At 43.0% G+C, this 24,714-nt stretch carries 24 protein-coding genes, 1 pseudogene and 1 other annotated feature; of the genes and pseudogenes, 21 read left to right on the forward strand and 4 right to left on the reverse strand.

Going from position 1 to position 24,714, the window contains the following annotated elements:
• Positions 1-50: 50 nt before the first annotated feature.
• The 6 genes from radC (at position 51) to minD (ending at position 5,055) form a co-directional block, all read left to right on the forward strand.
• Positions 51-725: a RadC family protein gene (radC, locus tag ACFWE9_RS02100; RefSeq protein ID WP_230155356.1), complete on the forward strand. Its 675-nt coding sequence runs from the start codon at positions 51-53 to the stop codon at positions 723-725.
• Positions 726-871: 146 nt separating this feature from the next.
• Positions 872-1,891, forward strand: a complete 1,020-nt coding sequence (locus ACFWE9_RS02105; RefSeq protein WP_230154946.1) for a rod shape-determining protein — start codon at positions 872-874, stop codon at positions 1,889-1,891.
• 171 nt (positions 1,892-2,062) lie between these two features.
• Positions 2,063-2,935, forward strand: coding sequence for a rod shape-determining protein MreC (mreC, locus tag ACFWE9_RS02110; protein WP_230154948.1), 873 nt, complete (start codon positions 2,063-2,065; stop codon positions 2,933-2,935).
• Positions 2,932-3,450, forward strand: a complete 519-nt coding sequence (gene mreD / locus ACFWE9_RS02115) for a rod shape-determining protein MreD (protein ID WP_230154951.1) — start codon at positions 2,932-2,934, stop codon at positions 3,448-3,450. The genes mreC and mreD overlap by 4 nt, the downstream gene beginning before the upstream one ends.
• Before the next feature lie 115 nt (positions 3,451-3,565).
• Positions 3,566-4,249, forward strand: coding sequence for a septum site-determining protein MinC (gene minC, locus ACFWE9_RS02120; protein WP_230154952.1), 684 nt, complete (start codon positions 3,566-3,568; stop codon positions 4,247-4,249).
• Between the two features lie 2 nt (positions 4,250-4,251).
• The gene (gene minD / locus ACFWE9_RS02125; RefSeq protein ID WP_230154953.1) at positions 4,252-5,055 is read left to right on the forward strand and encodes a septum site-determining protein MinD; all 804 of its coding nucleotides are present in this window, start codon (positions 4,252-4,254) and stop codon (positions 5,053-5,055) included.
• A 123-nt stretch (positions 5,056-5,178) separates the two neighbouring features.
• Here the strand turns inward: minD and ACFWE9_RS02130 are convergent, their stop codons facing one another.
• Positions 5,179-5,622 (reverse strand): S1 domain-containing RNA-binding protein, encoded by a 444-nt coding sequence (locus ACFWE9_RS02130; protein ID WP_034308861.1) that lies wholly within the window; start codon positions 5,620-5,622, stop codon positions 5,179-5,181.
• A gap of 278 nt (positions 5,623-5,900) precedes the next feature.
• Here ACFWE9_RS02130 and ACFWE9_RS02135 point away from each other — a divergent pair, with 278 nt between their 5' ends.
• The 11 genes from ACFWE9_RS02135 to ACFWE9_RS02185 all read left to right on the forward strand — a co-directional run bounded on the left by ACFWE9_RS02135 (position 5,901) and on the right by ACFWE9_RS02185 (position 16,036).
• On the forward strand, positions 5,901-6,650 hold the full coding sequence (locus ACFWE9_RS02135; protein WP_230154955.1) for a M23 family metallopeptidase: 750 nt from the start codon (positions 5,901-5,903) through the stop codon (positions 6,648-6,650).
• Positions 6,643-7,509, forward strand: coding sequence for a M50 family metallopeptidase (locus tag ACFWE9_RS02140; protein ID WP_377355371.1), 867 nt, complete (start codon positions 6,643-6,645; stop codon positions 7,507-7,509). Before ACFWE9_RS02135 ends, ACFWE9_RS02140 begins: the two co-directional genes overlap by 8 nt.
• Before the next feature lie 42 nt (positions 7,510-7,551).
• Positions 7,552-9,024 (forward strand): Rne/Rng family ribonuclease, encoded by a 1,473-nt coding sequence (locus ACFWE9_RS02145; protein ID WP_377355411.1) that lies wholly within the window; start codon positions 7,552-7,554, stop codon positions 9,022-9,024.
• Positions 9,025-9,099: 75 nt separating this feature from the next.
• Positions 9,100-9,183: a sequence feature (ribosomal protein L21 leader region), on the forward strand.
• Between the two features lie 13 nt (positions 9,184-9,196).
• A complete protein-coding gene (rplU, locus tag ACFWE9_RS02150) occupies positions 9,197-9,505 on the forward strand; it encodes a 50S ribosomal protein L21 (RefSeq protein ID WP_034308849.1) in 309 nt (102 codons plus the stop codon).
• A gap of 13 nt (positions 9,506-9,518) precedes the next feature.
• Positions 9,519-9,851, forward strand: coding sequence for a ribosomal-processing cysteine protease Prp (locus ACFWE9_RS02155; protein WP_053347153.1), 333 nt, complete (start codon positions 9,519-9,521; stop codon positions 9,849-9,851).
• 12 nt (positions 9,852-9,863) lie between these two features.
• Positions 9,864-10,154: a 50S ribosomal protein L27 gene (rpmA, locus tag ACFWE9_RS02160; protein ID WP_230154959.1), complete on the forward strand. Its 291-nt coding sequence runs from the start codon at positions 9,864-9,866 to the stop codon at positions 10,152-10,154.
• Between the two features lie 539 nt (positions 10,155-10,693).
• Positions 10,694-11,233, forward strand: coding sequence for a Spo0B domain-containing protein (locus ACFWE9_RS02165; protein WP_230154961.1), 540 nt, complete (start codon positions 10,694-10,696; stop codon positions 11,231-11,233).
• 48 nt (positions 11,234-11,281) lie between these two features.
• Positions 11,282-12,571, forward strand: a complete 1,290-nt coding sequence (obgE, locus tag ACFWE9_RS02170; RefSeq protein ID WP_230154962.1) for a GTPase ObgE — start codon at positions 11,282-11,284, stop codon at positions 12,569-12,571.
• A gap of 14 nt (positions 12,572-12,585) precedes the next feature.
• On the forward strand, positions 12,586-13,062 hold the full coding sequence (locus tag ACFWE9_RS02175; protein WP_230154964.1) for an ACT domain-containing protein: 477 nt from the start codon (positions 12,586-12,588) through the stop codon (positions 13,060-13,062).
• Between the two features lie 1,017 nt (positions 13,063-14,079).
• Positions 14,080-14,955, forward strand: a complete 876-nt coding sequence (pheA, locus tag ACFWE9_RS02180) for a prephenate dehydratase (RefSeq protein WP_377355375.1) — start codon at positions 14,080-14,082, stop codon at positions 14,953-14,955.
• A 388-nt stretch (positions 14,956-15,343) separates the two neighbouring features.
• Positions 15,344-16,036 (forward strand): DUF6944 family repetitive protein, encoded by a 693-nt coding sequence (locus ACFWE9_RS02185; RefSeq protein ID WP_230154968.1) that lies wholly within the window; start codon positions 15,344-15,346, stop codon positions 16,034-16,036.
• A 57-nt stretch (positions 16,037-16,093) separates the two neighbouring features.
• Here ACFWE9_RS02185 and ACFWE9_RS02190 read toward each other — a convergent pair whose 3' ends face one another.
• Together ACFWE9_RS02190 and ACFWE9_RS02195 are read right to left on the reverse strand one after the other, a co-directional pair.
• Positions 16,094-16,627 carry a transcription repressor NadR gene (locus ACFWE9_RS02190; protein WP_377355413.1) on the reverse strand — a complete coding sequence of 178 codons (534 nt, stop codon included), beginning with the start codon at positions 16,625-16,627 and terminating at the stop codon, positions 16,094-16,096.
• Positions 16,628-16,673: 46 nt separating this feature from the next.
• Positions 16,674-17,801: an IscS subfamily cysteine desulfurase gene (locus ACFWE9_RS02195; RefSeq protein WP_377355377.1), complete on the reverse strand. Its 1,128-nt coding sequence runs from the start codon at positions 17,799-17,801 to the stop codon at positions 16,674-16,676.
• 103 nt (positions 17,802-17,904) lie between these two features.
• On the opposite strand from ACFWE9_RS02195, the gene nadB reads away from it, so the two are divergent.
• The 3 genes from nadB to nadA are packed head-to-tail and all read left to right on the forward strand — an operon-like array spanning position 17,905 to position 21,423.
• The gene (nadB, locus tag ACFWE9_RS02200; RefSeq protein WP_230154972.1) at positions 17,905-19,488 is read left to right on the forward strand and encodes an L-aspartate oxidase; all 1,584 of its coding nucleotides are present in this window, start codon (positions 17,905-17,907) and stop codon (positions 19,486-19,488) included.
• Positions 19,469-20,320: a carboxylating nicotinate-nucleotide diphosphorylase gene (gene nadC / locus ACFWE9_RS02205; protein ID WP_230154974.1), complete on the forward strand. Its 852-nt coding sequence runs from the start codon at positions 19,469-19,471 to the stop codon at positions 20,318-20,320. The genes nadB and nadC overlap by 20 nt, the downstream gene beginning before the upstream one ends.
• A complete protein-coding gene (gene nadA / locus ACFWE9_RS02210; RefSeq protein WP_230154976.1) occupies positions 20,317-21,423 on the forward strand; it encodes a quinolinate synthase NadA in 1,107 nt (368 codons plus the stop codon). The genes nadC and nadA overlap by 4 nt, the downstream gene beginning before the upstream one ends.
• A gap of 110 nt (positions 21,424-21,533) precedes the next feature.
• Here the strand turns inward: nadA and ypfJ are convergent.
• Positions 21,534-22,241, reverse strand: a pseudogene (ypfJ, locus tag ACFWE9_RS02215) (KPN_02809 family neutral zinc metallopeptidase); the annotation flags it as partial.
• Positions 22,242-22,640: 399 nt separating this feature from the next.
• On the opposite strand from ypfJ, the gene safA reads away from it, so the two are divergent.
• Positions 22,641-24,714, forward strand: a 2,074-nt coding sequence (gene safA / locus ACFWE9_RS02220; protein ID WP_377355379.1) for a SafA/ExsA family spore coat assembly protein, incomplete at its 3' end; no start/stop codon positions are given.

Consider the following 24,714-nt stretch of genomic DNA (forward strand, 5'->3'; position numbering starts at 1 on the left):
CCTTTGGCATCTCCCTTTCTTAAGGAAGGGTGGATGTATTGAGTGAAAAAATGTTAATACGGGATTACCCGAAAGAAGAGAGGCCGCGCGAAAGGTTTCTGCAAGACGGACCGCAAAGTCTCTCCAATCAAGAATTGCTTGCACTGCTATTGAGGACGGGATCAAAGGAAGAATCCGTTCTTCAGTTATCCGGCAGGCTCATCAATTCCTTCAAGGGACTGCGTCTGCTAAAAGAAGCCTCAGTAGAAGAATTGACCGTGATTAAAGGAATTGGTGAAGCGAAAGCGATTCATATTCTAGCATCTGTCGAACTTGGCCGGAGAATCAACAAATTGAATGATCAAGACCGTTATGTGATTCGATCTCCTGAAGATGGAGCCAATTACTGCATGGAAGAAATGCGGTTTTTGTCACAGGAACATTTCGTCTGTCTTTATTTAAATACGAAAAATCAAGTTCTTCAAAAAACTACGGTCTTCATAGGAAGCCTCAATGCCTCGATCGTACATCCACGTGAGGTTTTTAAAGAAGCTTTCAAAAGGTCCGCTGCCTCTATCATTTGTCTTCATAACCACCCCTCCGGAGACCCCTCTCCTAGCAGAGAAGATATTGAAGTGACGAAAAGATTAGTCGAATGTGGTAAAATAATCGGGATTGAAGTATTGGACCATATCATTATCGGGGAGCACAAATATATTAGTTTGAAGGAAAAAGGTTATTTATGACACTATCAAAATTTTTGACGATACGATATAATATTGTTTATGATTTTTAAAAGAGGAAACTTTTTCAAAACTCTTATTGTCAAAAAACGACAAATAATTTGAACTTATAAAAAAGGCATTTTTGTTTACGAAAGGGAGATACCATAATGTTTGGAATTGGCGCTAGAGATATAGGGATTGATTTAGGAACGGCTAATACGCTTGTGTATGTCAAAGGAAAAGGGATTGCAGTACGTGAACCATCAGTTGTCGCTGTGCAAACAGATACAAAGCAAATCGTTGCAGTCGGAAATGATGCGAAAAACATGATCGGCCGTACACCTGGGAACGTGGTTGCCCTTCGCCCGATGAAGGATGGGGTAATTGCCGATTATGAAACGACGGCTACCATGATGAAGTATTATATGAAAGAAGCTCAAAAAAAAGGCGTATTCGGTAACAAGCCATATGTCATGATTTGTGTGCCTTCTGGAATTACAGCAGTTGAACAACGTGCAGTCATCGATGCAGCTAGACAAGCTGGTGCCCGTGATGCATATCCTATCGAAGAACCGTTTGCAGCAGCGATCGGGGCAGACCTTCCTGTTTGGGAACCTACAGGCAGCATGGTCGTTGATATCGGTGGAGGAACAACGGAAGTGGCGATCATTTCCCTTGGTGGAATCGTTACAAGCCAATCCATCCGAATTGCCGGTGACGAAATGGATGATGCCATTATCGTATACATTCGTAAGAATTACAATTTGATGATCGGTGAGCGTACTGCTGAAGCGATTAAAATGGAAATTGGTTCCGCTGGTGACACGGAAGGCGTTGAAAACATGGAAATTCGCGGCCGCGATCTATTGACTGGATTACCAAAAACGATCGAAATTACCGCTGAAGAAATATCCAGAGCATTGAGCGATACAGTGTCTGCGATTGTTGATTCCGTGAAAAACACTTTAGAAAAAACACCACCTGAATTAGCCGCTGACATCATGGACAGAGGCATTGTGTTGACAGGCGGAGGTGCTTTGCTGCGCAATTTGGACAAAGTCATCAGTGAAGAAACGCAAATGCCGGTGATCATCGCTGAAAATCCGCTTGATTGTGTTGCAATCGGAACGGGAAAAGCATTGGACCACATTCATTTGTTCAAGACTAAATCAAGAGATTCACGATAAGCATTACTTCTCAAATAGGACCGGCTCAACAAAAGGTTGCAATTTTGAGCCGGTTTTTTTATGTTCGAACCATTAAATTAAAATGTAGCTGTTCAGTTTAATCATGACCATTGTGTAAATTTAAGATATTAAGATGTGAATTAAAGATATTAAGATTGAGGTGCAATAATCATGCCACAGTTTTTTAATAAAAAGCTCCTTCTCTTGCTCGTTAGTATTATCGTTCTCGTGGCATTGATCGGTTTTTCATTAAGAGAGAGAGAAGAGTTGACTTGGCCGGAGCAATTCCTAAAAGATACGACAGGCTGGGTCGGAAATGTGTTTAATAAGCCAGTATCGGGTATAACAGGTTTTGTAGGGGACTTAAAAGACCTTCAACATACATACGATGAAAACAAAAAATTGAAAGCCCGCTTGGATGAATATGTACTATTGAAAACCCAAGTTCAAGATTTGAAAGAAGAAAATAAAGACCTTCGCGATAACCTCAAAAAAGAAGATGACCTGCGGAAGTATTCACCTACTCAGGCGACGGTCATTGGACGTAATCCTGACCGTTGGCACGAAATGCTGACGATCAATAAAGGAAAGCGTAATGGGGTAGAAAAAAATATGGCTGTCATCACTTCCAATGGGTTAGTCGGCAAGGTTAAATCAGTGACGAACTTCACGGCTTCGGTCCAACTCTTAAGTTCGATTGATAAAGCCAACCGAGTTTCTGCCATCGTTCAAGGTGATGATAAAGCATATGGCTTGATTGAAGGGTTCGATGATAAAAAGAATCTTTTGCTAATGAAACGCATTCCATATGATAAAAAGATAAAGAAAAATTCATTAGTCATCACTTCCGGTTATGGAGGGATTTTCCCGAAAGGTCTGCTGATCGGGAAAGTGGTTGATGTCAAAGTGGATCAATATGGCTTGAACCAGACTGCCTATATTGAACCTTCGACGGATTTTTATGATATTAATAATGTTATGGTCGTTCAACGTGAAGTTGACGGTGAACCGAAAGAAAGTGTTGGGGAGGATGAAGTTAAGTGAAACATTTCATCCTTTCTTTTATAGCCTTGGTTTTTTTTGTTTTTGAAAGTATCTTCGCCCAGCTATTCGCTGGAGATGCATTTGGGGACGATAAAATCGTCGTTCCGCATTTCATGATGATTTTCGTTTTTTTCCTTACCATGTATGGTTCGAGGAAAATGGGCATGCTTTATGGAGCGATTCTTGGGTTGACTTATGATGTCGTATATACGGAAATACTCGGGATTTACATGTTCCTGCTTCCTTTTCTTGCCTATCTGATTTCGAAATGTATGAAAATCCTGCAAAATAATATATTGATTGCCGTCCTAACTGCGCTATTCTTCACGGCCATTCTAGAGGTTGTTGTTTTTCAGATGAATATCATCCTTTCATTTGCAGATATGGGATTTGGGGAATATATGGAACGAAGATTGTTACCGACGATATTATTGAACCTCGTATTCATTATCATCAGTTGCTATCCTTTAAAGAGAATAATTGAAAAGCTTGATTTACAGGGGGAAACGGATTAACGTTCCTGTGTCCGGAAAGCAGGCCGGAAATGAATTTTCTTTTTTCCGTGTATGTAGAAAAAGGAAATTTGTTTTCCTGTGTCGAATTATATTTCATTGAGGTGAAACAAACGTCATGAATAAAAGAATTCAGCAAAATGTCATGATTAAGGGAACAAAAGACGGGTTTATGCTTCATCTCGATGATTCTTGCTCATTTTCCGAATTATTGAAAGAGTTAGAAGTGAAGCTGTCGGCAAACTATCAGTTTCAAGAAAATGACCCGTCCATTTCCGTTAAAGTACATACAGGGAACCGCTATCTAGATGAAAAACAAAAAGAAAAGATTAAAGAAGTCATCCATAAAAAGAAGAAACTTTTCGTTGATGAGATGATTTCTAATGTCCTGACAAGGGATGAAGCGAAACGCTGGAAAGATGAAAACCAAGTGACGACCGTTACAAAGGTGATAAGGTCGGGACAGGTTTTTGAAGTTCCTGGAGATTTACTTCTAATTGGGGATGTCAATCCCGACGGAATGGTTCGTGCGGGTGGCAACATATATATCATGGGACAGCTAAAGGGAATAGCCCATGCCGGATATAAAGGGAACCATGAGGCCATAATTGCTGCCTCGGTCATGAAGCCCGCCCAGCTGCGCATTGCTGGACAAGTGAATTTATCCCCTGACCAGTATACGAAATGGGGACATGACTTGGAATGTGCCTACATGGATGAAGAAGAAAATATCATTATAGAGAAACTGCAAGTATTAAAGAAATATAGACCTAATTTAAATAGATTAGAAGGGGGTCTCTAATCGTGGGAGAGGCAATAGTTATAACATCCGGTAAGGGTGGTGTCGGGAAAACGACCACCTCCGCCAATTTAGGAACATCTTTAGCTCTTCTAGGCAAGAAGGTTTGCTTGATTGATACGGATATTGGTCTTCGGAACTTGGATGTAATCATGGGATTGGAAAATCGCATCATCTATGATTTGGTCGATGTAGTCGAAGGGCGCTGTAAGATACATCAAGCGCTTATTAAAGATAAACATTTCGAGGATTTGCTTTATTTGCTTCCAGCTCCACAAAACAGTGATAAATCAGCGGTGAATGAAGAGCAGATGAGGAAACTCATAAGCGATATGAAACCTGACTATGATTATATCCTTATTGACTGCCCTGCAGGTATTGAACAGGGCTTCAGGAATGCCATAGCTGGGGCTGACAAGGCGATCATCGTTACGACTGCAGAGAGACCGGCTGTAAGGGATGCAGACCGAATTATTGGCCTGCTTGAAAAAGAAGAGCATATTGAACCGCCTCAATTGATCATTAACCGGATTCGCGGCCATTTACTTCATGAAGATGAAGAAATGGATATCGATGGAGTTACAGACTTTCTTAAAATTGATTTGATCGGCGTCATTCCTGACGATGATCAAGTCATTGTTGCAGCGAATAAAAAGGAACCCATTGCCTATAATCCGGACAATAGAGTCTCACTTGCCTATCGGAACATTGCCCGGAGGATCCTTGGTGAATCCGTGCCCTTGACTCCAATTGGCGGCGAACCAAAAGGTTTCATATCCAAAATAAAAAAATTCTTTAGCGTGCGGTAATCTATCTTCCATTTTTAGCAGCGAGAGCATATGATGCCCTCGCTTTTTTTTCATGCCATATAAAATAAAAAAGGCAAGCCATCGTTGTGGCCTGCCTTATCTATATGCTGAAACTGCATCAGATTATCCGCGTCTTCCGCCTCTGCCGCCGCGTTTCGATTCGGTGCTGCGTTTAAGAGTAGATAAATTTTCTTCACTAGTCTTTAAAAAGCGAACCATTTTATCTTCGAAATTTTCCTTTGGTTGGAAATTACCTTTAGAACGAAAATCTTTAGAACGGCTATCCCCTTGGCGTGGTGGGCGTTTGGTATAAGAAGAGGTTTGCCCTTCGGGTCTATCTATAGCCTTTTTGATGGACAAGGCAGTTTTTCCGTCTTTCTCACTAATCACTTTAACTTCAATTTGGTCGCCTACTTTAAGATGGTCATTGACGTCTTTTACATAGCTATCTGCTACCTCACTGATATGCACAAGACCTGTTGAGCCTCCTGGTAATTCTACGAATGCTCCAAAATTAGTGATACCTGTTACTTTACCTTGTACTTTGCTGCCTATTTCGATTGACATAAAAAAATGTTCCCCCTCAATAATGTTAAAACCACTTTATTATAACAAATTCAGAGGAACAATATCAATTGGATTTTTCCCTCAATTATTCGATTTTCCCAAACGATGCCCCAATTAGCTTGGAATTCCATAAGTTTCGATGGATTTTTCATTCGAAAAAATTTTTTTTACTTTCTAAATTCAGATGTGCAGAAAGAAAATCTTTTCTCGGTCATAGTCTGGACAAGTTGCTCATACGTTGTAATATAGCGCTTTGACATGAGCAGGGGGGATTCTTTATGGATGATCGCAGGAAAGATATCCGCAATCGTATCGCCAAGAGACGTAAGTTCAATGATAATCCAGCAGGAAGCAGCAGCTGGACGGAGATCAACAATGAGGAACCATATGGTGTTGATTCATTTAACGGGTATTCCGAGAAAGATCATCCGCTCTTCAAGAAAGAAAATTTTTTCTTTAAAATTCTTGCAAGTGTATGTCTTTTCCTGATTATCGCTGTGATGTTTAAACACCCTTCGGTGCGGCTGGACCCTGCCAGAAGTTTTGTCACGGAAAACATGAACAAGGAATTTCAGTTCGCTTCAATCTCCAATTGGTACGAAAGTGCGTTCGGTAAACCGATCGCTTTTTTACCGAATAAAGCTGACACGGAAACAGTTGACTCGGGTGATGGCTATGCGATGCCTGCCTCTGCGAAGATTACCCAAACCTTCGAGACGAACGGTGAAGGGATCATCTTGGAAACGAGCAAAGGCTCCAAGGTAGAAGCCATCAATGAAGGGGTGGTCATTTTTGCCGGTGAAAAGGAGGGGATTGGAAAGACCGTCGTCATTCAGCACGCCAATAAAAGTGAATCCTGGTATGGACAGCTGGAAAAGATAGATGTGAAACTATATGAGTTCGTTAAAAAGGGAAATGAAGTCGGACAGGTTACAGTAAGTGAAGATGGATCTAAGGGCAGATTTTATTTAGCGATCAAAGAAAATGACGCGTTCGTCGATCCTAAAAAGGTGATTTCCTTTGAATAAATATGGGGAATTACTGTTGAAAATCAGGGTGCACCCGACACTGTGGTTCGTCATTGGCATCGCCATACTCACTGCACATTTCATTGAAGTGATGATGCTGCTGCTCATCGTCTTCATTCATGAGATGGGGCATGCCGTCTGTGCCCAGCACTTCAAATGGCGGATAAAGTCCATTCAGCTGCTTCCTTTTGGAGGGGCTGTCGAGACGGAGGAGTATGGAAATAAAAGTTTGAAGGAGGATTTGGCTGTGGTGCTTGCCGGTCCGCTTCAACATGTTTGGCTCATCGGTGCTGCTTTTTTGCTCTATTTCTTTTCTATTATTTCCTATGAGCTGTATCAGCCCTTTTTGTATATGAATCTTATGCTGCTTGTTTTTAATTTGCTGCCAATTTGGCCATTGGACGGGGGACGGCTACTATTCATTGGAATTTCTCTATACTGCACCTTTCTTGAGGCGCAGAAACATACACTTCATTTTTCTGCAGCCTTCGCTTTCCTGGCTTTTTTGACCTGGCTCATTCTTGATCCGCTCAATTTGAATATTTGGCTCATCATCTTGTTCATCTGTCTCTCACTCGTCATGGAATGGCGACAAAGGTATTATGCGTTTATTCGCTTTCTTTTGCAGCGCCATTACGGGCATACGAATGATTTAGCAAAACTAAAGCCGATCTTGGTGGATTCACAAGAACCGATTTATAAAGTGCTTGAACTGTTCCAACGCGGATGCAAACACCCTGTCATCATCATGAAAAACGGGAAAGAAAGCGGCTCGTTGGATGAAACGGAGATCCTTCATGCCTATTTTTCTGAGAAAATGACGGACGGGAAAATTGGTGACCTATTATATTCTTATTAAATATGTTATCCTTTCTTCAAATTGAGGAGAGGATTTTTTTTGATGAAAAAGATGATCGCGAACCTAGCTTCACGCGAAAAAAGAGTGGCCGTACTGGAGAATGATGTGTTACGTAAGCTTGAAATCTTGCCGCCTCATCAGCGCAGTAAGGTCGGTAATATTTATCTAGGGAAAGTGACGAAGGTGTTACCGGGTATGGATGCCGTCTTCATTGATTATGGTGCAGAGAAGAATGGTTTTTTGCATCGAGACGAGATTCCCTCTTTCCAGCAGGCAAAAAAAACGGATGGGAAAGCACCCATCGGTCAATATGTCCGCCAAGGAGAAAAGCTGCTGGTTCAGGTGACACGGGATGAAACAGGCACAAAAGGAGCTAAATTGACGGGGCTAATCGAGTTTTCTACAGATTCCCTCGTATACATACATGGAATAGATTATGTTGGCGTTTCAAAGAAATTTAATAACGATGCACTGCATAAGCAGTGGCGGGAAACAGCCTTACAATACAAAAAGGCTGATGAGGGATTGATTGTCCGCACATCGATGGAGAACGAAAATGAAGCGATCTTCCTTGATAGGCTAACTTCATTGCGAGAGCTTTTTAAAGGAATTGAACGTAAGGCAGCATCTCTAAAAGCTCCAACGCTTCTCTATGAGAGGGACATGTACCTGGACATGATCAAATCCGAAATGTCGGGAACGCCTTCCGGCGAGCTTGCCATCGATGATTTCGCGGTTTACCAAGAGTTGAAAAAATGGCAGGAGGAAAACCGCAAGGAGTGGGAAATATCCCATATATCGGGTACGAGGAATATTTTTTCCGAATGGAATGTGGAAGCGCAAGTGGAGAAAATGAATAAGAAAATCGTCTGGCTTGATAATGGCGGTTATTTAATTTTTGAAGAAACGGAAGCTTTCACCGTAATCGATGTCAATTCAGGTAAGTTCACCGGAAAAGTGGCAAAGGAAGAAACCTTATTTGCGGTGAATCAGGCAGCAGCGAAAGAGGCCGTCCGTCAATTGAGATTAAGGAATATTAGCGGAATCATCTTGATCGATTTCATTAATATGGATCAATCACGACATGAGCAAGAAATCATCGACATCGTCAAAAAGGAATCAGCTAGGGATGAGAAGAGGGTCCAGGTCATCGGCTTTACGGAACTGGGCATTTTACAAGTGACGAGAAAGAGAACGTCTCCGTCAATAGGTGAAATGATGACGGTACCTTGCCCAGTGTGCAGTGGAAGCGGTAAAATCGAGAGCCCTGAAACGGTGGCCTTCCGGTTGGAACGTGACCTGCTCGAACACCGGAAGACGGATGATGAAGCGGTATGGGTGGAAGTCAGTGAAGCGGTGGCCGATGTGTTGCTGGGTGAAAAGGAATCATATAGGCCGACATTGGAAGAATTGATTTCTAAAAAATTATTTCTTTCATTTGTCTCCGGTTCTATTAATACGTATTCTATTAAGCGCTTCGGGAGCATTCAGGAAATCGAGCGAGCTTTCAAGTGATGGACGAGAATTCTTACAAATATATTGACAGCTCTTCCGGTTTCATGATAGGATTTTAATGTTATGTTTGTAGCACCCGTGCTACAACCGCTCAACAACAGGTCTTAAGCTTTTGTCTTTTTGACAAGACGCCTGTGATTGGCGAGTCTGAGACATTTAAGGAGGTGCAAGTATGTACGCAATTATCGAAACTGGCGGTAAACAAATTAAAGTAGCAGCTGGCGAAGCGGTTTACATTGAAAAATTAAACGCAGAAGCAGGCGAAACTGTTACATTTGACAAAGTTTTATTCGTAGGTGGCGAAGACGTGAAAGTCGGTGCTCCACTAGTGGAAGGCGCTACTGTAACAGGTACTGTCGAGAAACAAGGTAAGCAAAAGAAAATCACTGTTTTCAAATACAAAGCGAAGAAAAACAATCGTAAAAAACAAGGTCATCGTCAACCATACACAAAAGTTGTTATCGAAGCAATCAACGCGTAAGGGCTGATTCTAGATGATTAAAGTTGTCTTTGATGCTCCGCAGGAACGGATTACTTCGTTCACCTTAAGCGGACATGCTAATTTTGCTAAAAAAGGTTCAGATATCGTTTGTGCAGGTGTATCGGCTGTTTCCTTCGGGTCAGTCAATGCGATTATGTCCTTAACGGATGTAGAGCCTGAGATTGAGCAAGGGAGAGAGGGCGGCTATCTTCGCTGCGTCATTCCGGGGAATCTTTCACCGGAATCCGAAGAAAAGGTGCAGCTGCTCTTGAACAGTATGCTCATATCGCTGCAAACTATCGAACGTGATTATGGTAAATACATGAAAATTATCCTCAACCAATAGGAGGTGGAACAAATGTTAAGATTAAATCTTCAGTTCTTCGCTTCGAAAAAAGGAGTAGGTTCTACAAAGAACGGACGTGACTCTCAATCTAAGCGTCTTGGCGCTAAACGTGCAGATGGTCAATTCGTTTCTGGTGGTTCTATTCTTTACCGTCAACGCGGAACAAAAATCTATCCTGGTGAGAACGTAGGCCGTGGTGGAGACGATACTCTATTTGCAAAAGTAGACGGTGTTGTTAAATTCGAACGTTTCGGACGTGACCGTAAAAAAGTAAGCGTATATCCAGTTGCACAAGAAGCATAATTGGCATCTTTGAACAGAGGCTGACTCAAAAGGGTCTGATTCCTTCTACAAGACACTATATACCGCGTCATTATTAATAATGGTAGGCTATATAGTGAAGAAGGGGTCCGGCCCTTTATTTATACTATAGAAACGATAAATAACCAGCATTTTGCAGGAGACTTTAGTCATTAGTATAAGGAAACAACCTCTGACTTACAAAAGGCTCGCCAATCGGCGGGCTTTCTTATACTTTCAGGGGGAAATCCAGGTACTCTACCATCCCATTTGGTTAACCAAATAGACATTCCAATTCAACTATAATATCTCCAATTGGTGCATAAATAAGGCCCATTCTCTTTTTTAGTTCAAATGGCTCTACCATCGTCCAAAGAACTCAGGGTGTGTGGCTGTATTTTTTGGACGGGGGCATTCATATGAAGGCATGTGAATAGAGCTTCATTTCCTGTTTGTTGTTTTTTTGATATACTGTACAAATGGAAGTATTCAACATGATAGAGCGGAAAAAAGTTTCTTTATCATAATTGAAGGTGTTAATAATGGATAAAAATTGGACGACTATTGAAACTCTACGTCAAACCAGGCATGACTGGCTAAATAAAATTCAAATCATCAAAGGGAATCTGGAGCTAAACAGAATTGATCGAGTCAAGGGCATCATTGATGAAATCATTATTGAAACCCAGAATGAAGCACGCCTCTCCAGTTTGAATTTACCGAAGTTCACCGAGATGTTGTTGACCTCGAATTGGAATAATGGATCATTTTATTGCGAATATGAAATCATTGATGTGTTTGAAGGCTCTGCTGAGATGGACGAGCTGATGCATCGCTGGACGAACGATTACTTCGAAATTTTGGATAAGAATCTGGACCCGTCTTTTGAAAATATACTAGCTGTTTCTATGTGTAAAAAAGAAGTGAGCGATATGCATTGTTCATTTCAAATGCAAGGCAGATTCATTGATCTATCGGCCGTGATGGAGTTTTTGGAAGGTGCATTAACAGTCGAGCAATCAATCGAAATCCGCGAATGTAATGAGAATGAAATATTTTTTAAGATGGATATTAAGTTTTAGAGAAGTATACAGCAAGAAAAGACTTGCAGAAAACAAGGAAGTGATAGCATGTTTGTCGATCAAACGAAAGTCTATATAAAAGGCGGAGACGGTGGTAACGGGATAGTTGCTTATCGTCGTGAGAAATTCATACCAAAAGGCGGACCTGCCGGCGGAGATGGCGGTAACGGGGCCAATGTCGTTTTTGAAGTGGAAGAAGGATTGCGTACGTTAATGGATTTCCGTTATCAACGTCACTTTAAGGCACCTCGCGGAGAACATGGCATGTCCAAAAACATGCATGGTGCGGCTGCAAAGGATATGGTCATCAAAGTTCCGCCAGGCACGGTTGTCATTGATGAAAAAACGAAGGAAGTCATTGCTGATTTGGTTGAGCACGGGCAGCGCGCCATCATCGCCAAAGGCGGACGCGGAGGCCGGGGGAATTCTCGGTTTGCCACACCTGCCAATCCTGCTCCTGAAATCGCGGAAAACGGCGAACCGGGCCAAGAACGCGATATAATCATGGAGCTGAAACTGTTGGCTGATGTAGGTTTGGTTGGTTTCCCAAGTGTAGGGAAATCCACATTACTTTCTGTCGTATCGGCAGCAAGACCTAAAATTGCCGAATACCATTTTACAACGATCGTCCCAAACCTCGGAATGGTGGAAACGGAAGATCACCGCAGCTTCGTCATGGCGGATTTGCCGGGTCTGATCGAAGGTGCTTCTGAAGGAGTGGGGCTTGGACATCAATTCCTGCGCCATATTGAAAGAACAAGAGTAATCGTTCATGTAATCGATATGTCGGGTCTTGAAGGCAGGGATCCATATGAAGACTACCAAACAATCAATAAAGAGTTAGAAGAGTATAACCTGCGCTTGACTGAACGTCCGCAAATCATTGTAGCAAGTAAAATGGATATGCCGGACTCAGCAGATAATTTAGCTGCATTCAAAGAAAAGCTTGAAGAAGACTATCCGGTTTTCCCGATTTCTGCCGTAACGCGTGACGGAATCCGTGAGCTTCTTTATGCAATTGCTGATAAAATCGAAGAAACACCTGAGTTCCCTCTTGATCATGAAGAAGAGAATACGGGAATTCACCGTGTATTGTATAAACATACATCACAGTCGGATGAATTTAACATTGAACGCGAATCCGATGGCAGCTTTGCCGTATCAGGATTCAAGATCGAGCGTCTATTCAAAATGACTGACTTCACCCGTGATGAGTCCATCCGTCGTTTCGCTAGACAGCTTCGTTCATTCGGAGTCGACGAAGGCCTTCGCCAAAAAGGTGCGACTAATGGCGATATCGTCCGTATCCTTGAATATGAATTTGAATTTGTTGATTGATTAGATACACATGAATGCAGGCAAAAGGAGGCGTGCGGAGTTTGAATAAGTCCGATCAGAAATTTTTCCTCGTTCGAGAGGATGTCCTTCCCGAAGCGATGAAAAAGACGCTTGATGCAAAAGAAATGATTGAACGGGGAAAAGCGGAATCAGTTTGGGAAGCGGTAAAGCGAGTGGACCTAAGCAGGAGTGCTTTTTACAAGTACCGGGACACGGTTTTTCCGTTTCATACCGTTGTTAAGGAAAAGCTGATTACCCTGTTCTTCTATCTCGAAGATCGTTCTGGTACTCTGTCTGAGCTTTTACGGCTCGTCGCCTCTTCAGGCTGCAATATCATGACGATTCATCAAACGATTCCCCTGCAGGGACGTGCCAATGTTACCCTTTCTCTAAATACGGGTGGGATAACGATGGATATTGATGATCTGCTTACAAAACTGCGTAAAATGGAGTTCGTCGAAAAGGTCGAAATCATTGGGAACGGCGCATGAAAAAAGAGCCTGTACATTTCACATGTACAGGCTCTCAGTTTGTATACAAAAAGGTTTCGGATTGGTTTCCCTTCCGAAACCTTTTTGATTTTTTATTGGATTTAATTGCGTTATCTGAGGTCACAATCATCCTACTACAAAACTGGTTGATCTGAGGCAGCATGGAATGAATAAGCATATTGTTTTGTATGTTCGTCTTTGGCGCAGTACCTCTGGATCGGTTGTACTTTATTTAATTTATTTCACTTCTTACATATCGAAATTCTGGAGATATTGGCTTTCTTTCGCAGTCTACACGGTCTGGTTGCACTCTTTTTGGAGATGTTCTTAGTAGGCACTTTTCTTTCTAAACAATTTTCTTTTCAAATTTGTGCATATTCGCATTAGCTTTCATAGGTGTGGACTCAACGAAAATGTATTTTGGGTTGATTAGCTTTTTCTCCGTAGCAGTCTTTTATATGCGATAGAAAATATGTTCAAACAGGTCAGTATCTTTAATGCGTCGCTAAAACAAAAAAGACTGTAGGCAAAAGGAGTGTCTATCTGAATGAAGCAAAGTTGAGTGGAGCGGGTGTTCGAGACTACTGCGGGAATACTCGTCCAAGGGAGAACCCGCAGGCGCAGGGCGCCGAGGGCGGACCGCCCTCGGAAAGTGAGTGCCTGGAGCGGAAATCAACGTTCAAATTCAAAACAGTTCGTAGACAAATGAGGTTCCATCTAAATGTTAAAAGAAAGTTTATTGGAATGGGTGTACGAGACTCCTGCGGGAAAAGTGCGTCCAAGGGAGACCCCGCATGCGCAAAGACGCCGAGGGTGGACCACCCGCGGAAAGAGAGTGCCCTACGTTCCAATCAACGGTCATATTTTAAAAGCATAAAAAAGTTGTAGAAAAACTTCATTATTATCGGTTTGTCTACCAGTTTTTTATTAGTGGACGATTTAACGATTTACTATTGTAAAAAATCAGAAAATGACATAACATAAACAGTAGATTTTCCGTGAAAAGGAGATTATAATATGACATCAAAAATTGCATTTCTTGGACCAAAAGCAACGTTCACGGATTTAGCTGTATCGCGACTATTTCCTAATGATATAAAAATACCGATGAACACGATTCCAGACTGCCTTGATGCTGTCCGTGACGGGGAAGCCAATCATGCGCTCGTCCCGATCGAGAATGCATTGGAGGGATCGGTAAATATAACGATGGATTACCTAGTCCATGAAGTCACATTACCGATTAAAGGCGAAGTGACGATTCCAATCCAACAGCATTATATGGTGCATCCGGACCATGCATATCCTGGTTTCAAACCGGATATGGTTTATTCACATTCGCACGCCATCGCTCAATGCCGCAAATTCCTACATAAAGAACTAAAGGGCATTCCATATGAGTATGTCACGTCCACTGCTGCTGCTGCAAAGATGGTGATGGAGAACTCCGATATCCATATTGCTGCGATTGCAAATGATATGGCTGCAGCGGAGTATGGTTTGACGATCATAAAACAAAATATACATGATTATGATCATAATCATACCAAGTTTGTCGTCGTATCCAATAGTGAAGTTGACTATGAGGGGCACTTGACCGTTGAAGGGGACAAGAAAACGACCTTGATGATTCAGCTTCCTGCCGACCGCTCAGGGCAGCTGCATCAAGTCCTTTCCGCTTTTGCTTGGAGGAAGCTTAATCTTTCCAAGATTGAATCAAGACCAATGAAAACGGGTTTAGGCAATTACTTCTTCATCATCGACATTGAAATGGCCCTTGACGAAGTTCTCATCCCAGGCGCTATTTCTGAGCTAGAGGCTCTTGGATGTACGGTTTCGGTCATGGGAAGCTATTCATGCTTTAAAGTCCAAATAGGAGTACCGCAACGATGATTTATCATTTTTGAACCTCAGCCGAGTTTTATACAATGAATAAGAAGGGTGCCCCGGAAGTATTTCCGGGGCATTTTTTGTGTGGTTTATATTTACCTTGTACAAGTTCCTAAAACGATTGGCTGTCATTTTATGAATATTGAAATAGGCAGGTAAAGGGCAGGAAGGAATAATTCATTTTTTGATTTTGAGGATGATGGGAGAAAGTTATTCATTATAAAAAGAGCACATGATTCTGGATGGAAAACAAACACCGATTGTGATGAACGCAAATACAATGAGTAAATCCCGGTAGGCCACCTGTGGAAATAGGAACAGAAATACATACATCAGTGGATGCACCTTTTTTAAAATCAAAATTGCAGAGAGAGGGCGGTGGTCAGCAGAGATGGATAGTCAATTCAAAGAAACTTTCGGTTCTTGGACTCAAGCGATAGGAACTGTCATTTCTGCTGTTGCGGGTACACCATCCAAAGTCTTGAACGAAGAATTTCGTGAAAAATTGGACTTGATTGGAAATGAACTTCAAGCAACAGGAAATGCCCTATTGGCGGACGCAGAAGAAACCTGGTCACTGGATAAATTCGGTAATATATTACAGGCGATCGGGAATTCGACGGTTATCTTAGGATTAGTCATTAATTTCGATGAAGTAACCAAACAGGAATTGATCATTAAAGGCAATCTGATTCAAGCGTTGGGCGGAGGTACCGCTTTGGCGGGGGCATTCGAAAATCCGGATGAACCGGAGCAGGCCTTCAATGCTACGGGAAATTTGTTGCAGGCGATTGGGAATTCGATGCAAGCGATAGGTGGAATTGCCGAACTTAAAAATAGTGTTCAAGATAAAGACCAAGAAAAGAATCAAGAGCAAGAAGAACAAGAGAAGGAGGAGCAGGAACTACAAAAATATCAATATCCTGATTTGGAAGAGAAGCCATCTGATGCTGAATTGATTCAAGTGATGGGAGGCTGGATTCAGGCGGTCGGCTCCGTCATCAGTCTTATAGGGCAGTTGAGAAGTAACGAAGAAAACTCCGGGGATGACAGCTCAAATGATAGCAATTCCAATGATGAGTGAGCATAAGGCCAATAAAAAAAACCTCAAAATTTAGGCTTTTGAGGGTTTTTCGTTAATTCAGTCGACTAAAATGCCTGCATCCCTAAGTGCACCCTCCGCTTCGTCAAGCAGTTCTTCAGAAGATGCGCTCAGTGTATGGAGATGGATGCCACTCGTTAGTTCCGATAAAAAAGAAGCGTTCGTTGCTGTCACCCTAGAGAGGAATTGCTGGACTTCCTTACGGCTGCTTACCATGATCGATGCAGTCAGGTCACCGTACACGGGGTGTTCGATTTTGACATCTTTTACCGTGATACCAATATCGACGAGTATATATAGCTCTTCCTGGGTCCGGGAAGGATCGTGCTGGCAAGCGATGGTCCTTTCCGGCTTTTGAGTGCCCCCCGTTTGTAAGTACATATAGCCTTGGCTCGTGGCAATGATCGGTTCATTCCGCGCTTTCAGGAGCGTTATGTCACCAACGATAACCTGCCGGCTTACATTCGTTATCTGCGAAAGTTCGCTTCCAGTTACTGGATGCGCACTTTTTTGCAATATATGTAAGAGTTTCGTCCGTCTTTCTTCCCCGAGTAATTTCTTTTTTTCCATAATCATTCACCTCTTTATTTACAAACATTCTACCACAGAGTGGAAGGTTTTATCGAATGACAGCCACTCCTGCAAGGCAGTCTGCCAATTTGTGAACGTCATCGGCCGTCGTGTATTTACCAAAGGAAAATCGGACGAATTGATGGGCTTCTTCTTCGCTTTTCCCAATGGCCATCATGGTTTTTGAAGGATCCTGTTTACCGATTTGACAAGCACTTCCCGTCGAAACCGCGAATCCTTTCTGGTTTAATTCGAGCATGATGTACTGTCCTTGCAATCCAGTGAAGGCCAGGGCCAGAATGTGAGGCAATTGCTGGCTTTTTCCCTCGATGATTTGAAAATCTACTTTCCTTTCCAAAAGACGTTGAATCAATTGCATCCTAAGCGTGGTAATCCGTTTATGTTCAGCTTCCATGTTATCCCCTAATTTCTTTGCAGCGGTCATGAAGGAAGCTATACCGGGGACGTCCACTGTCCCTGGTCGGAAACCATATTCATGAGTGATATTCGGTACCGAAGACTTCAACTGATGGATGGCCGGGAAAATGACGGCTCCAGTCCCTTTTGGACCATAAACTTTATGACTGGAAATGGATAATCCATCACATAAGGCAGATATCTTTTCTAGCGGCAATTTAGCAAATGATTGGACGCAATCCACGTGCAAAAAAGCCTGGTGTTTTCGAACGATTTTACTTATATGCTCAATGGGTTGAATGACCCCGATTTCCGAATTGACATGTTGGACAATGACCAAGCATGTTTTCTCCGAGAGACATACCTGCAGATGTTCCATATCAATACGGCCATCATCCAAATGCCGTAAATATGTAACCTCAAAGCCAATATGTTCAAGCTTTGCGACATAATTGGCAATCGACGCATGCTCCGTTCTACTTACAATCAAGTGGTTCTGCCAGGATGGTTTTGAAGCGATGAATGTATCGATGGCAAGCATGTTGCTTTCCGAACCACCGCTCGTAAAGATGATTCCTTCCTTTTTTATGTTCAGCATTTCTGCGAGTTGTTGCCGTGACATATCCAATAAACGTGCCGCTTCAGAGCCAATATCATGCAAACTGCTCGCATTCCCGAAAAACTTCCGGGATGCTTGGCTGAATACGTCGAGGGCCTCCTCATCAATCGGAGTTGTAGCCGCATAATCCAAATAAATCAAGAAATCACATCCATCCTTTAATCTTAAAAAACTCTTGATAATAGTTTAATAATATGTAAATATAGTTGTCAAGACACCTGTCGTAAACAGGAGGAATGAAATAATGGTAAAAGCGGAAATCATCGTGATAGGCAGCGGGATTGCTGCCTTGAAAACGGCATTGGAAGCAAGTGAACATAAGCATGTGATACTCATCACAAAATCAAATATCCGTCATAGTAATTCATATTTGGCGCAAGGCGGGATTGCTGCTGCAATATCTGATCGTGACAGAGTATCTTTACATAAAAAAGATACGCTGGCGGCTGGTCAGCGATATAACAAGGTGAAGGCAGTCGAAAAGCTCGTCGAAGAGGCGCCTTTGGTTATAGCTGAACTTATTCAATCCGGTATGCAATTTGACCATGATGATGACGGCACACTCATGCTTGGCATGGAGGGCGCTCACAGCGAAAGAAGAATCCTTCATAGTCACGGCGATGCTACAGGAAAATACATCATGGAACATCTTATAGCGTGTTTGAAAAACTCAACGATTACTGTGATGGAGAATACAACTGCCGTGGAGTTGATCATCGGAAAAGATGATTCTTGCATTGGCGTCAAAACTCTTGATAAGGCAGGGGAACTTGTAATCTATCATGCAGAACAAACGGTTTTGGCAACAGGCGGATGTGGTTCCCTATACCATTTCAATTCAAATTCACAAACGGTTTCAGGCGATGGAATCGCACTTGCATTCAAGGTCGGGGCAAAAGTTCGAGACATGGAATTCATACAGTTTCATCCGACGCTGCTTTTTATAAATGGTAAAGCGGAGGGACTGGTTTCAGAAGCGGTGCGCGGGGATGGTGCAATATTAGTGACTGAACGGGGAAGGCCGATCATGGAGGGTGTCCATAGTCTGAAAGATCTCGCACCAAGACATATTGTGGCTCAAACGATTTTTTCTTATTTACAGCGCGGTGAAAAGGTATTTTTGGATATTTCGATGATTAAGGATTTTAAAAAGCGTTTTCCGACAGTGAGCTCATTATGTGAAAAGAGTGGGCTGGACCTTCAATTCGGGAAAATTCCGGTTGCACCCGGTAACCATTTTCTAATGGGGGGAATTGAAGTGAATGAATGGGGGCAAACCTCTGTCCCCTCCTTGTATGCAGTTGGTGAAGTGGCATGCACCGGTGTACATGGAGCGAACCGATTGGCAAGCAATTCCCTTCTAGAAGGGCTGGTTTTTGGAAATTCGCTTGGTCATTTGCTTGCTAAATTGCCGGCAAGGTCGATACCGGAAGAAAAAGAGCAGTCCAAGGATTCCTGCCATTTTCTCTCTTTGCCTGATTTCGAAGCATTGCAGGAAAAATTAATGAACGAAGCAGGAATCGTTCGAAATGAAGCAGGTTTAGCTCGACTGAAGGATTTTCTAGAGACATTTAATATGGAGAAATTGCTGCAGATGGAAGTAACGGAATTATCGATTAAAGAAATAAAGATAATCAATGCCATGATCGTGGCGTGGCTGATTGCCGAATCCGCATTGACCAGAACGGAAAGCAGGGGCGGTCATTTCCGCAGTGACTATCCTTGCGAGGATGACGGGCAATGGCTGGAAGATTCGGTTATCCTTGCTTGCACGGATGTGAAAAACCGAGTGAAAGGGAGACGACTATATGAACATATTGAAGCTTAAGCAGATGCTGCAACAATTTTTAATGGAAGATATAGGGGAATGCGATGTAACGAGTGATACGATTTTTGATCAAGGTGAACAAGGGACTTTGACCTTCATTGCAAAAGAAGGTGGGGTTTTTAGTGGAGGTGACGTCATCAAGACGGGATTTGCATTGTTGGATGAGCAAATCGACGTTTCCCTGCAAGTTCTGGATGGTGAGGTTTTTGAAGCAGGACAACAGCTTGCAAAAATGACCGGTGATATGGCTTCGCTTTTAAAAGGGGAACGGGTCGTTCTGAATTTAGTGCAGCGTATGTCCGGCATTGCGACACAGGCTCATAAAGCTACGATGATTTTAGCGGGAACGAAGACGAGAGCTTGTGATACGAGGAAAACTACACCGGGACTGCGGATGCTTGAAAAATATGCAGTCCGTACTGGCGGTGCATTCAATCACCGATATGGTTTATATGATGCAGTCATGATAAAGGACAACCATATATCTTTCGCGGGTTCTATAACGAAAGCGGTTCACACGGTCAAATCCAAACTGGGACATACCACTAAAGTGGAAGTGGAAACGGAGTCAGCTGAACAAGTGCTGGAAGCAGTGGAAGCTGGCGCGGATATCATCATGTTCGATAATCGGAGTCCCGAAGAAATCAAGCAACTGATCAAATTGGTTCCCGCCCACATCATGACTGAAGCCTCTGGAGGAATCCATTTAGACAATCTAGCTTCATATAGGGAAACAGGGGTTGATTATATTTCGTTGGGCAGCTTGACGCATAGTGTCAGGGCACTTGATATTAGCGCAAAGGTCAAAGAACGTGAGGGGATAATGAAATGAACATATTGGAGATGGCTAGCACTGCAGGTAATGTATTGCCTGAAAAGTATAAAATGATGACAACGGAAGAGATGGAGAATCAGGTCCAGGACATTAAGAAACGACTGGGGAACCGTCTTTATATACCAGGTCATCATTATCAACGTGAGGAAGTCATTCAATTTTCGGATGTAACAGGAGATTCACTTCAATTGGCTCAGCTTTCCGCGCAAAATCGCGAAGCGGATTATATCGTGTTTTGCGGCGTGCATTTCATGGCTGAAACAGCCGATATTTTGACAACAGAAGGGCAGACGGTTATCCTGCCTGATATGCGTGCAGGCTGTTCCATGGCAGATATGGCGAATATTGAACAAACGGAACAGGCCTGGACAAAACTTCAGGATTTGTTTGGAGATACGATTCTTCCTCTTACGTATGTTAATTCGACCGCGGCCATCAAAGCCTTTGTAGGGAAAAATGGCGGGGCGACGGTGACTTCTTCCAATGCACAAGAGATGGTCTCGTGGGCCCTCTCGCAAAAAGAACGCATCCTTTTTCTTCCTGATCAGCATCTTGGGAGGAATACAGCCTTTGATCTGGGCATTCCATTGAATGAAATGGCTGTTTGGGATCCTCATAAGAACGAATTGATTTATGAAGGGGAACTCGAAAATCTGAAGGTACTTCTTTGGAAAGGACATTGTTCGGTCCATGAAAATTTCACAACCGCGAATATTGAAACACTTCGAGCGGAGCAGCCGTCCATGAATATCATCGTTCATCCCGAATGTCGCCGTGAGGTAGTCGCCATGTCAGATTATGCGGGTTCGACATCATACATCATAAATATGATCGAAAAGTCTGAACCAGGCAGTTCTTGGGCAATCGGTACGGAGATGAACCTTGTCAAGCGACTTATCGCCAATAATCCTGACAAGAACATCATCTCTTTAAATCCGAACATGTGCCCATGCCTAACGATGAACCGGATTGATCTGCCTCATCTGCTTTGGGCGCTTGAATCAATTGAGGAAGGTACCATCATTAATCCGATAAAAGTGGAAAAAAGCATTGCGGATAATGCCATCCTAGCTTTAAACCGAATGCTGGAACGGGTCTGAGATCACTCAAACGACGTAACATTTAAAGGCATTTTTGGGAAAAAGAAAAGGGGGTCCCGAAGACCCCCTTTTTATGTACAATCAAAACAGTTATGAATGTTATTAAGTACTTAAAGATTACTTGCATTAAAAGTATTACCCTCATTCATATTCCCGGATTTAAAACCTTTATTGAACCAACGTTTTCTTTGTTCAGAGGTACCGTGCGTGAAGCTGTCGGTAACCACGTAGCCCTGTGCCTTTTTTTGAATACGGTCATCACCGACACCACTGGCCGCATGCAATGCCTCCTCAACATCGCATTCTTCATGCAAATTCTCACCCTGGACATGATGTGCAAAAACTCTAGCCAAATAGTCGACTTGTAATTCAAGGCGGACAGAATACTTATTATATTCGTTCTCACTAACCTTTGAACGATCAGGCATGTCCTTTTTTTCCGTTGTCCCCAAAAGTGTCTGAACGTGATGACCGACTTAATGGGCAATGACATAGGCCATTGCGAAATCCCCGGGTGCCTGGAATTCTTCTCTTAACTCTTGATAAAAGCTGAAATCAATGTATAGTTACATGTCACCTGGACAATAAAAGGGCCCCACGGAAGAGCCTGCCATCCCGCATGCCGATTCGACACTGCCTGAGTACAGGACAAGAGTTGGTTCCTTATATTCCAGGTCATTTCTACGAAATTCCTCTGTCCTGACCAGCTCCGTATCTGCAAGGACGACCGATACAAACTGTGCAAGCTCCTTTTCTTCATCCGTTTCCACATAATTGCCGCCATTGCCCGAATCAGGGGAATTCAAGCTGCCTAGTACTTGAAGACATAGCTTTAGGTTATTTACTTTCTTATACCCGGATCTTCAATAGTTTAGACAGGAGGTTGAAGGAAGCACTTCATTCATGATGAATTCCTCATTAAAAAAACCATTGCCCCTCTTTTCTTGGAATGCAATGGTTTAAATTTTATATTCTTTCTGCACTGAATCAATTTGAATACCTCCTAGAAATGAAGAAAGATCAAAGTGATTGATTTTTCTTATTAAGGAAGGTTTTGTAACTTATTTCCACTCAGAAAAAGTACGATCTCCGTCCTTAAATCATTGATCCAATCATAAAAGCCCTTTTTCAAGCATAAGTTTTCATGATAAAAATAATAGCAATTCACCCACTACATCATAGTATATATGGACATATGCACAGGAGGGGTTAACAGCGTGAAAATTCATATAGTCCAAAAAGGCGATACACTTTGGAAGCTCGCCAAAAAATACGGCGTCAGTTTTGAACAACTTAAAAAAGTGAACGCGCAATTGAGCAATCCGGACATGATGATGCCGGGGATGAAAATTAAAATACCAGGGACATCCGGAGCTGTAATAAAAGAAACACTTAATCCAAACGCGAATATACAACCGGGAATGAAAGAATCCCAAATTCAACCATCTCAGGCTCCGCCTGCACCTATGAAAGAGCAGCAAAAACCGAACATTAAAGAACAGCCAAAATATCAGCAACCAGTAAAAGAACAGCCAAAATATCAGCAACCAGTAAAAGAACAGCCGAAATTTCAACAACCAGTAAAAGAGCAGCCAAAATATCAGCAACCAGTAAAAGAACAGCCAAAATATCAGCAACCAGTAAAGGAACAGCCAAAATATCAGCAACCAGTAAAAGAGCAGCCAGTTAAGAAAGAGCAGCCGATCGTTCAGCAAAAGCCAATTATTAAAGAAAAGCAAATAATCGTTCCAAAAGAAGTTCAAGTACCAAAGCCGGTAATTCCGGAAATCGATATCAATAATTATTATATGGTCAACATGACCAATATGAGTGTGCAAAAGCCCCCTGCACCACCACCTTTACCAAAGAAAAAAGAAGAGGCGGCAGTCACTAAAAAGAAGAAAAAGCCAGCTGTTCAGCCAGTTCAGGAATATGAGGAGCCGGAAGATGAGTGTATCCCAGTAACGCCAATCCTGCCTGGAAGCGGTTATTGCATTCAGCCGCCACCGTGGGCGCACATGCACATGCAGGGGATGCAAGCCCCTTATCAGGGTGTTCCAGGCTATCAGGATGCACAAGGCTATCAGGATGCACAAGGCTATCAGGATGCACAAGGCTATCAAATGATGGACGAAAGCTCTGGAGTGTGGGATGAATCTTTTGACATGCAACCGATGGGTCAAGAGTTCGTTCAAGGGGCAAGTATGAATCCATACAGCCAGCAACAATATCCATATCAGGCATCTGCACCGGTCCCGCACCATTTTTATGGGGGGATGAATCAACAAGCTCAAGTAGAAGGTTCATACATGCAACAAAATAACGAGTCACCAGACGAATCGCCATCTTTATATAATCAACAAAACTACCCTCAGCAGTATACACAGCCTGCCGCTGAAGATGAGGAAGATTGCGGCTGTAATAAGGGGTTGCTTGGAACTTATGGCCCGGAAGTGAAGGGGCAGTATCAGGGTTCCAATGCACAAACCCAACCTATTTATCAACAATATCCATCCGTACAATCACAGCAGAATCATGAACAAAATCCAGGCGCGTATCCAAAAGAGCTACAGATGGGACAACAAATGCAATATGAATATGAAGAAGAGTCAGGAGAATCAGCTCAACAAATTGAAGGGTCCATGAATATGGGCGGCAGCCAAAATGGAGGTCAGCCACCAGGCATGATGATGGGCGGACAAAATGGAGGTCAGCCGGGCATGATGATGGGCGGACAAAATGGAGGTCAGCCGGGCATGATGATGGGCGGTCAAAATGGAGGTCAGCCAGGCATGATGATGGGCGGTCAAAATGGAGGTCAGCCACCAGGCATGATGATGGGCGGTCAAAATGGAGGTCAGCCGGATATGATGATGGGCGGCCAAAATGAAGGTCAGCCGGGCATGACGATGTGGGGACAAAATGGAGGTCAGCCACCAGGCATGATGATGGGCGGCCAAAATGGAGGTCAGCCGGGCATGACGATGTGGGGTCAAAATGGAGGTCAGCCGGGCATGATGATGGGCGGCCAAAATGGAGGTCAGCCACCAGGCATGATGATGGGCGGCCAAAATGGAGGTAAGCCACCAGGCATGATGATGGGCGGTCAAAATGGAGGCCAGCCGGGCATGATGATGGGCGGTCAAAATGGGGGTCAGCCACCAGGCATGATGATGGGCGGTCAAAATGGGGGTCAGCCACCAGGCATGATGATGGGCGGTCAAAATGGAGGTCAGCCACCAGGCATGATGATGGGCGGTCAAAATGGAGGCCAGCCACCAGGCATGATGA

Source organism: Peribacillus sp. NPDC060253 (assembly GCF_042727425.1).
Taxonomy (GTDB): Bacteria; Bacillota; Bacilli; order Bacillales; family DSM-1321; genus Peribacillus.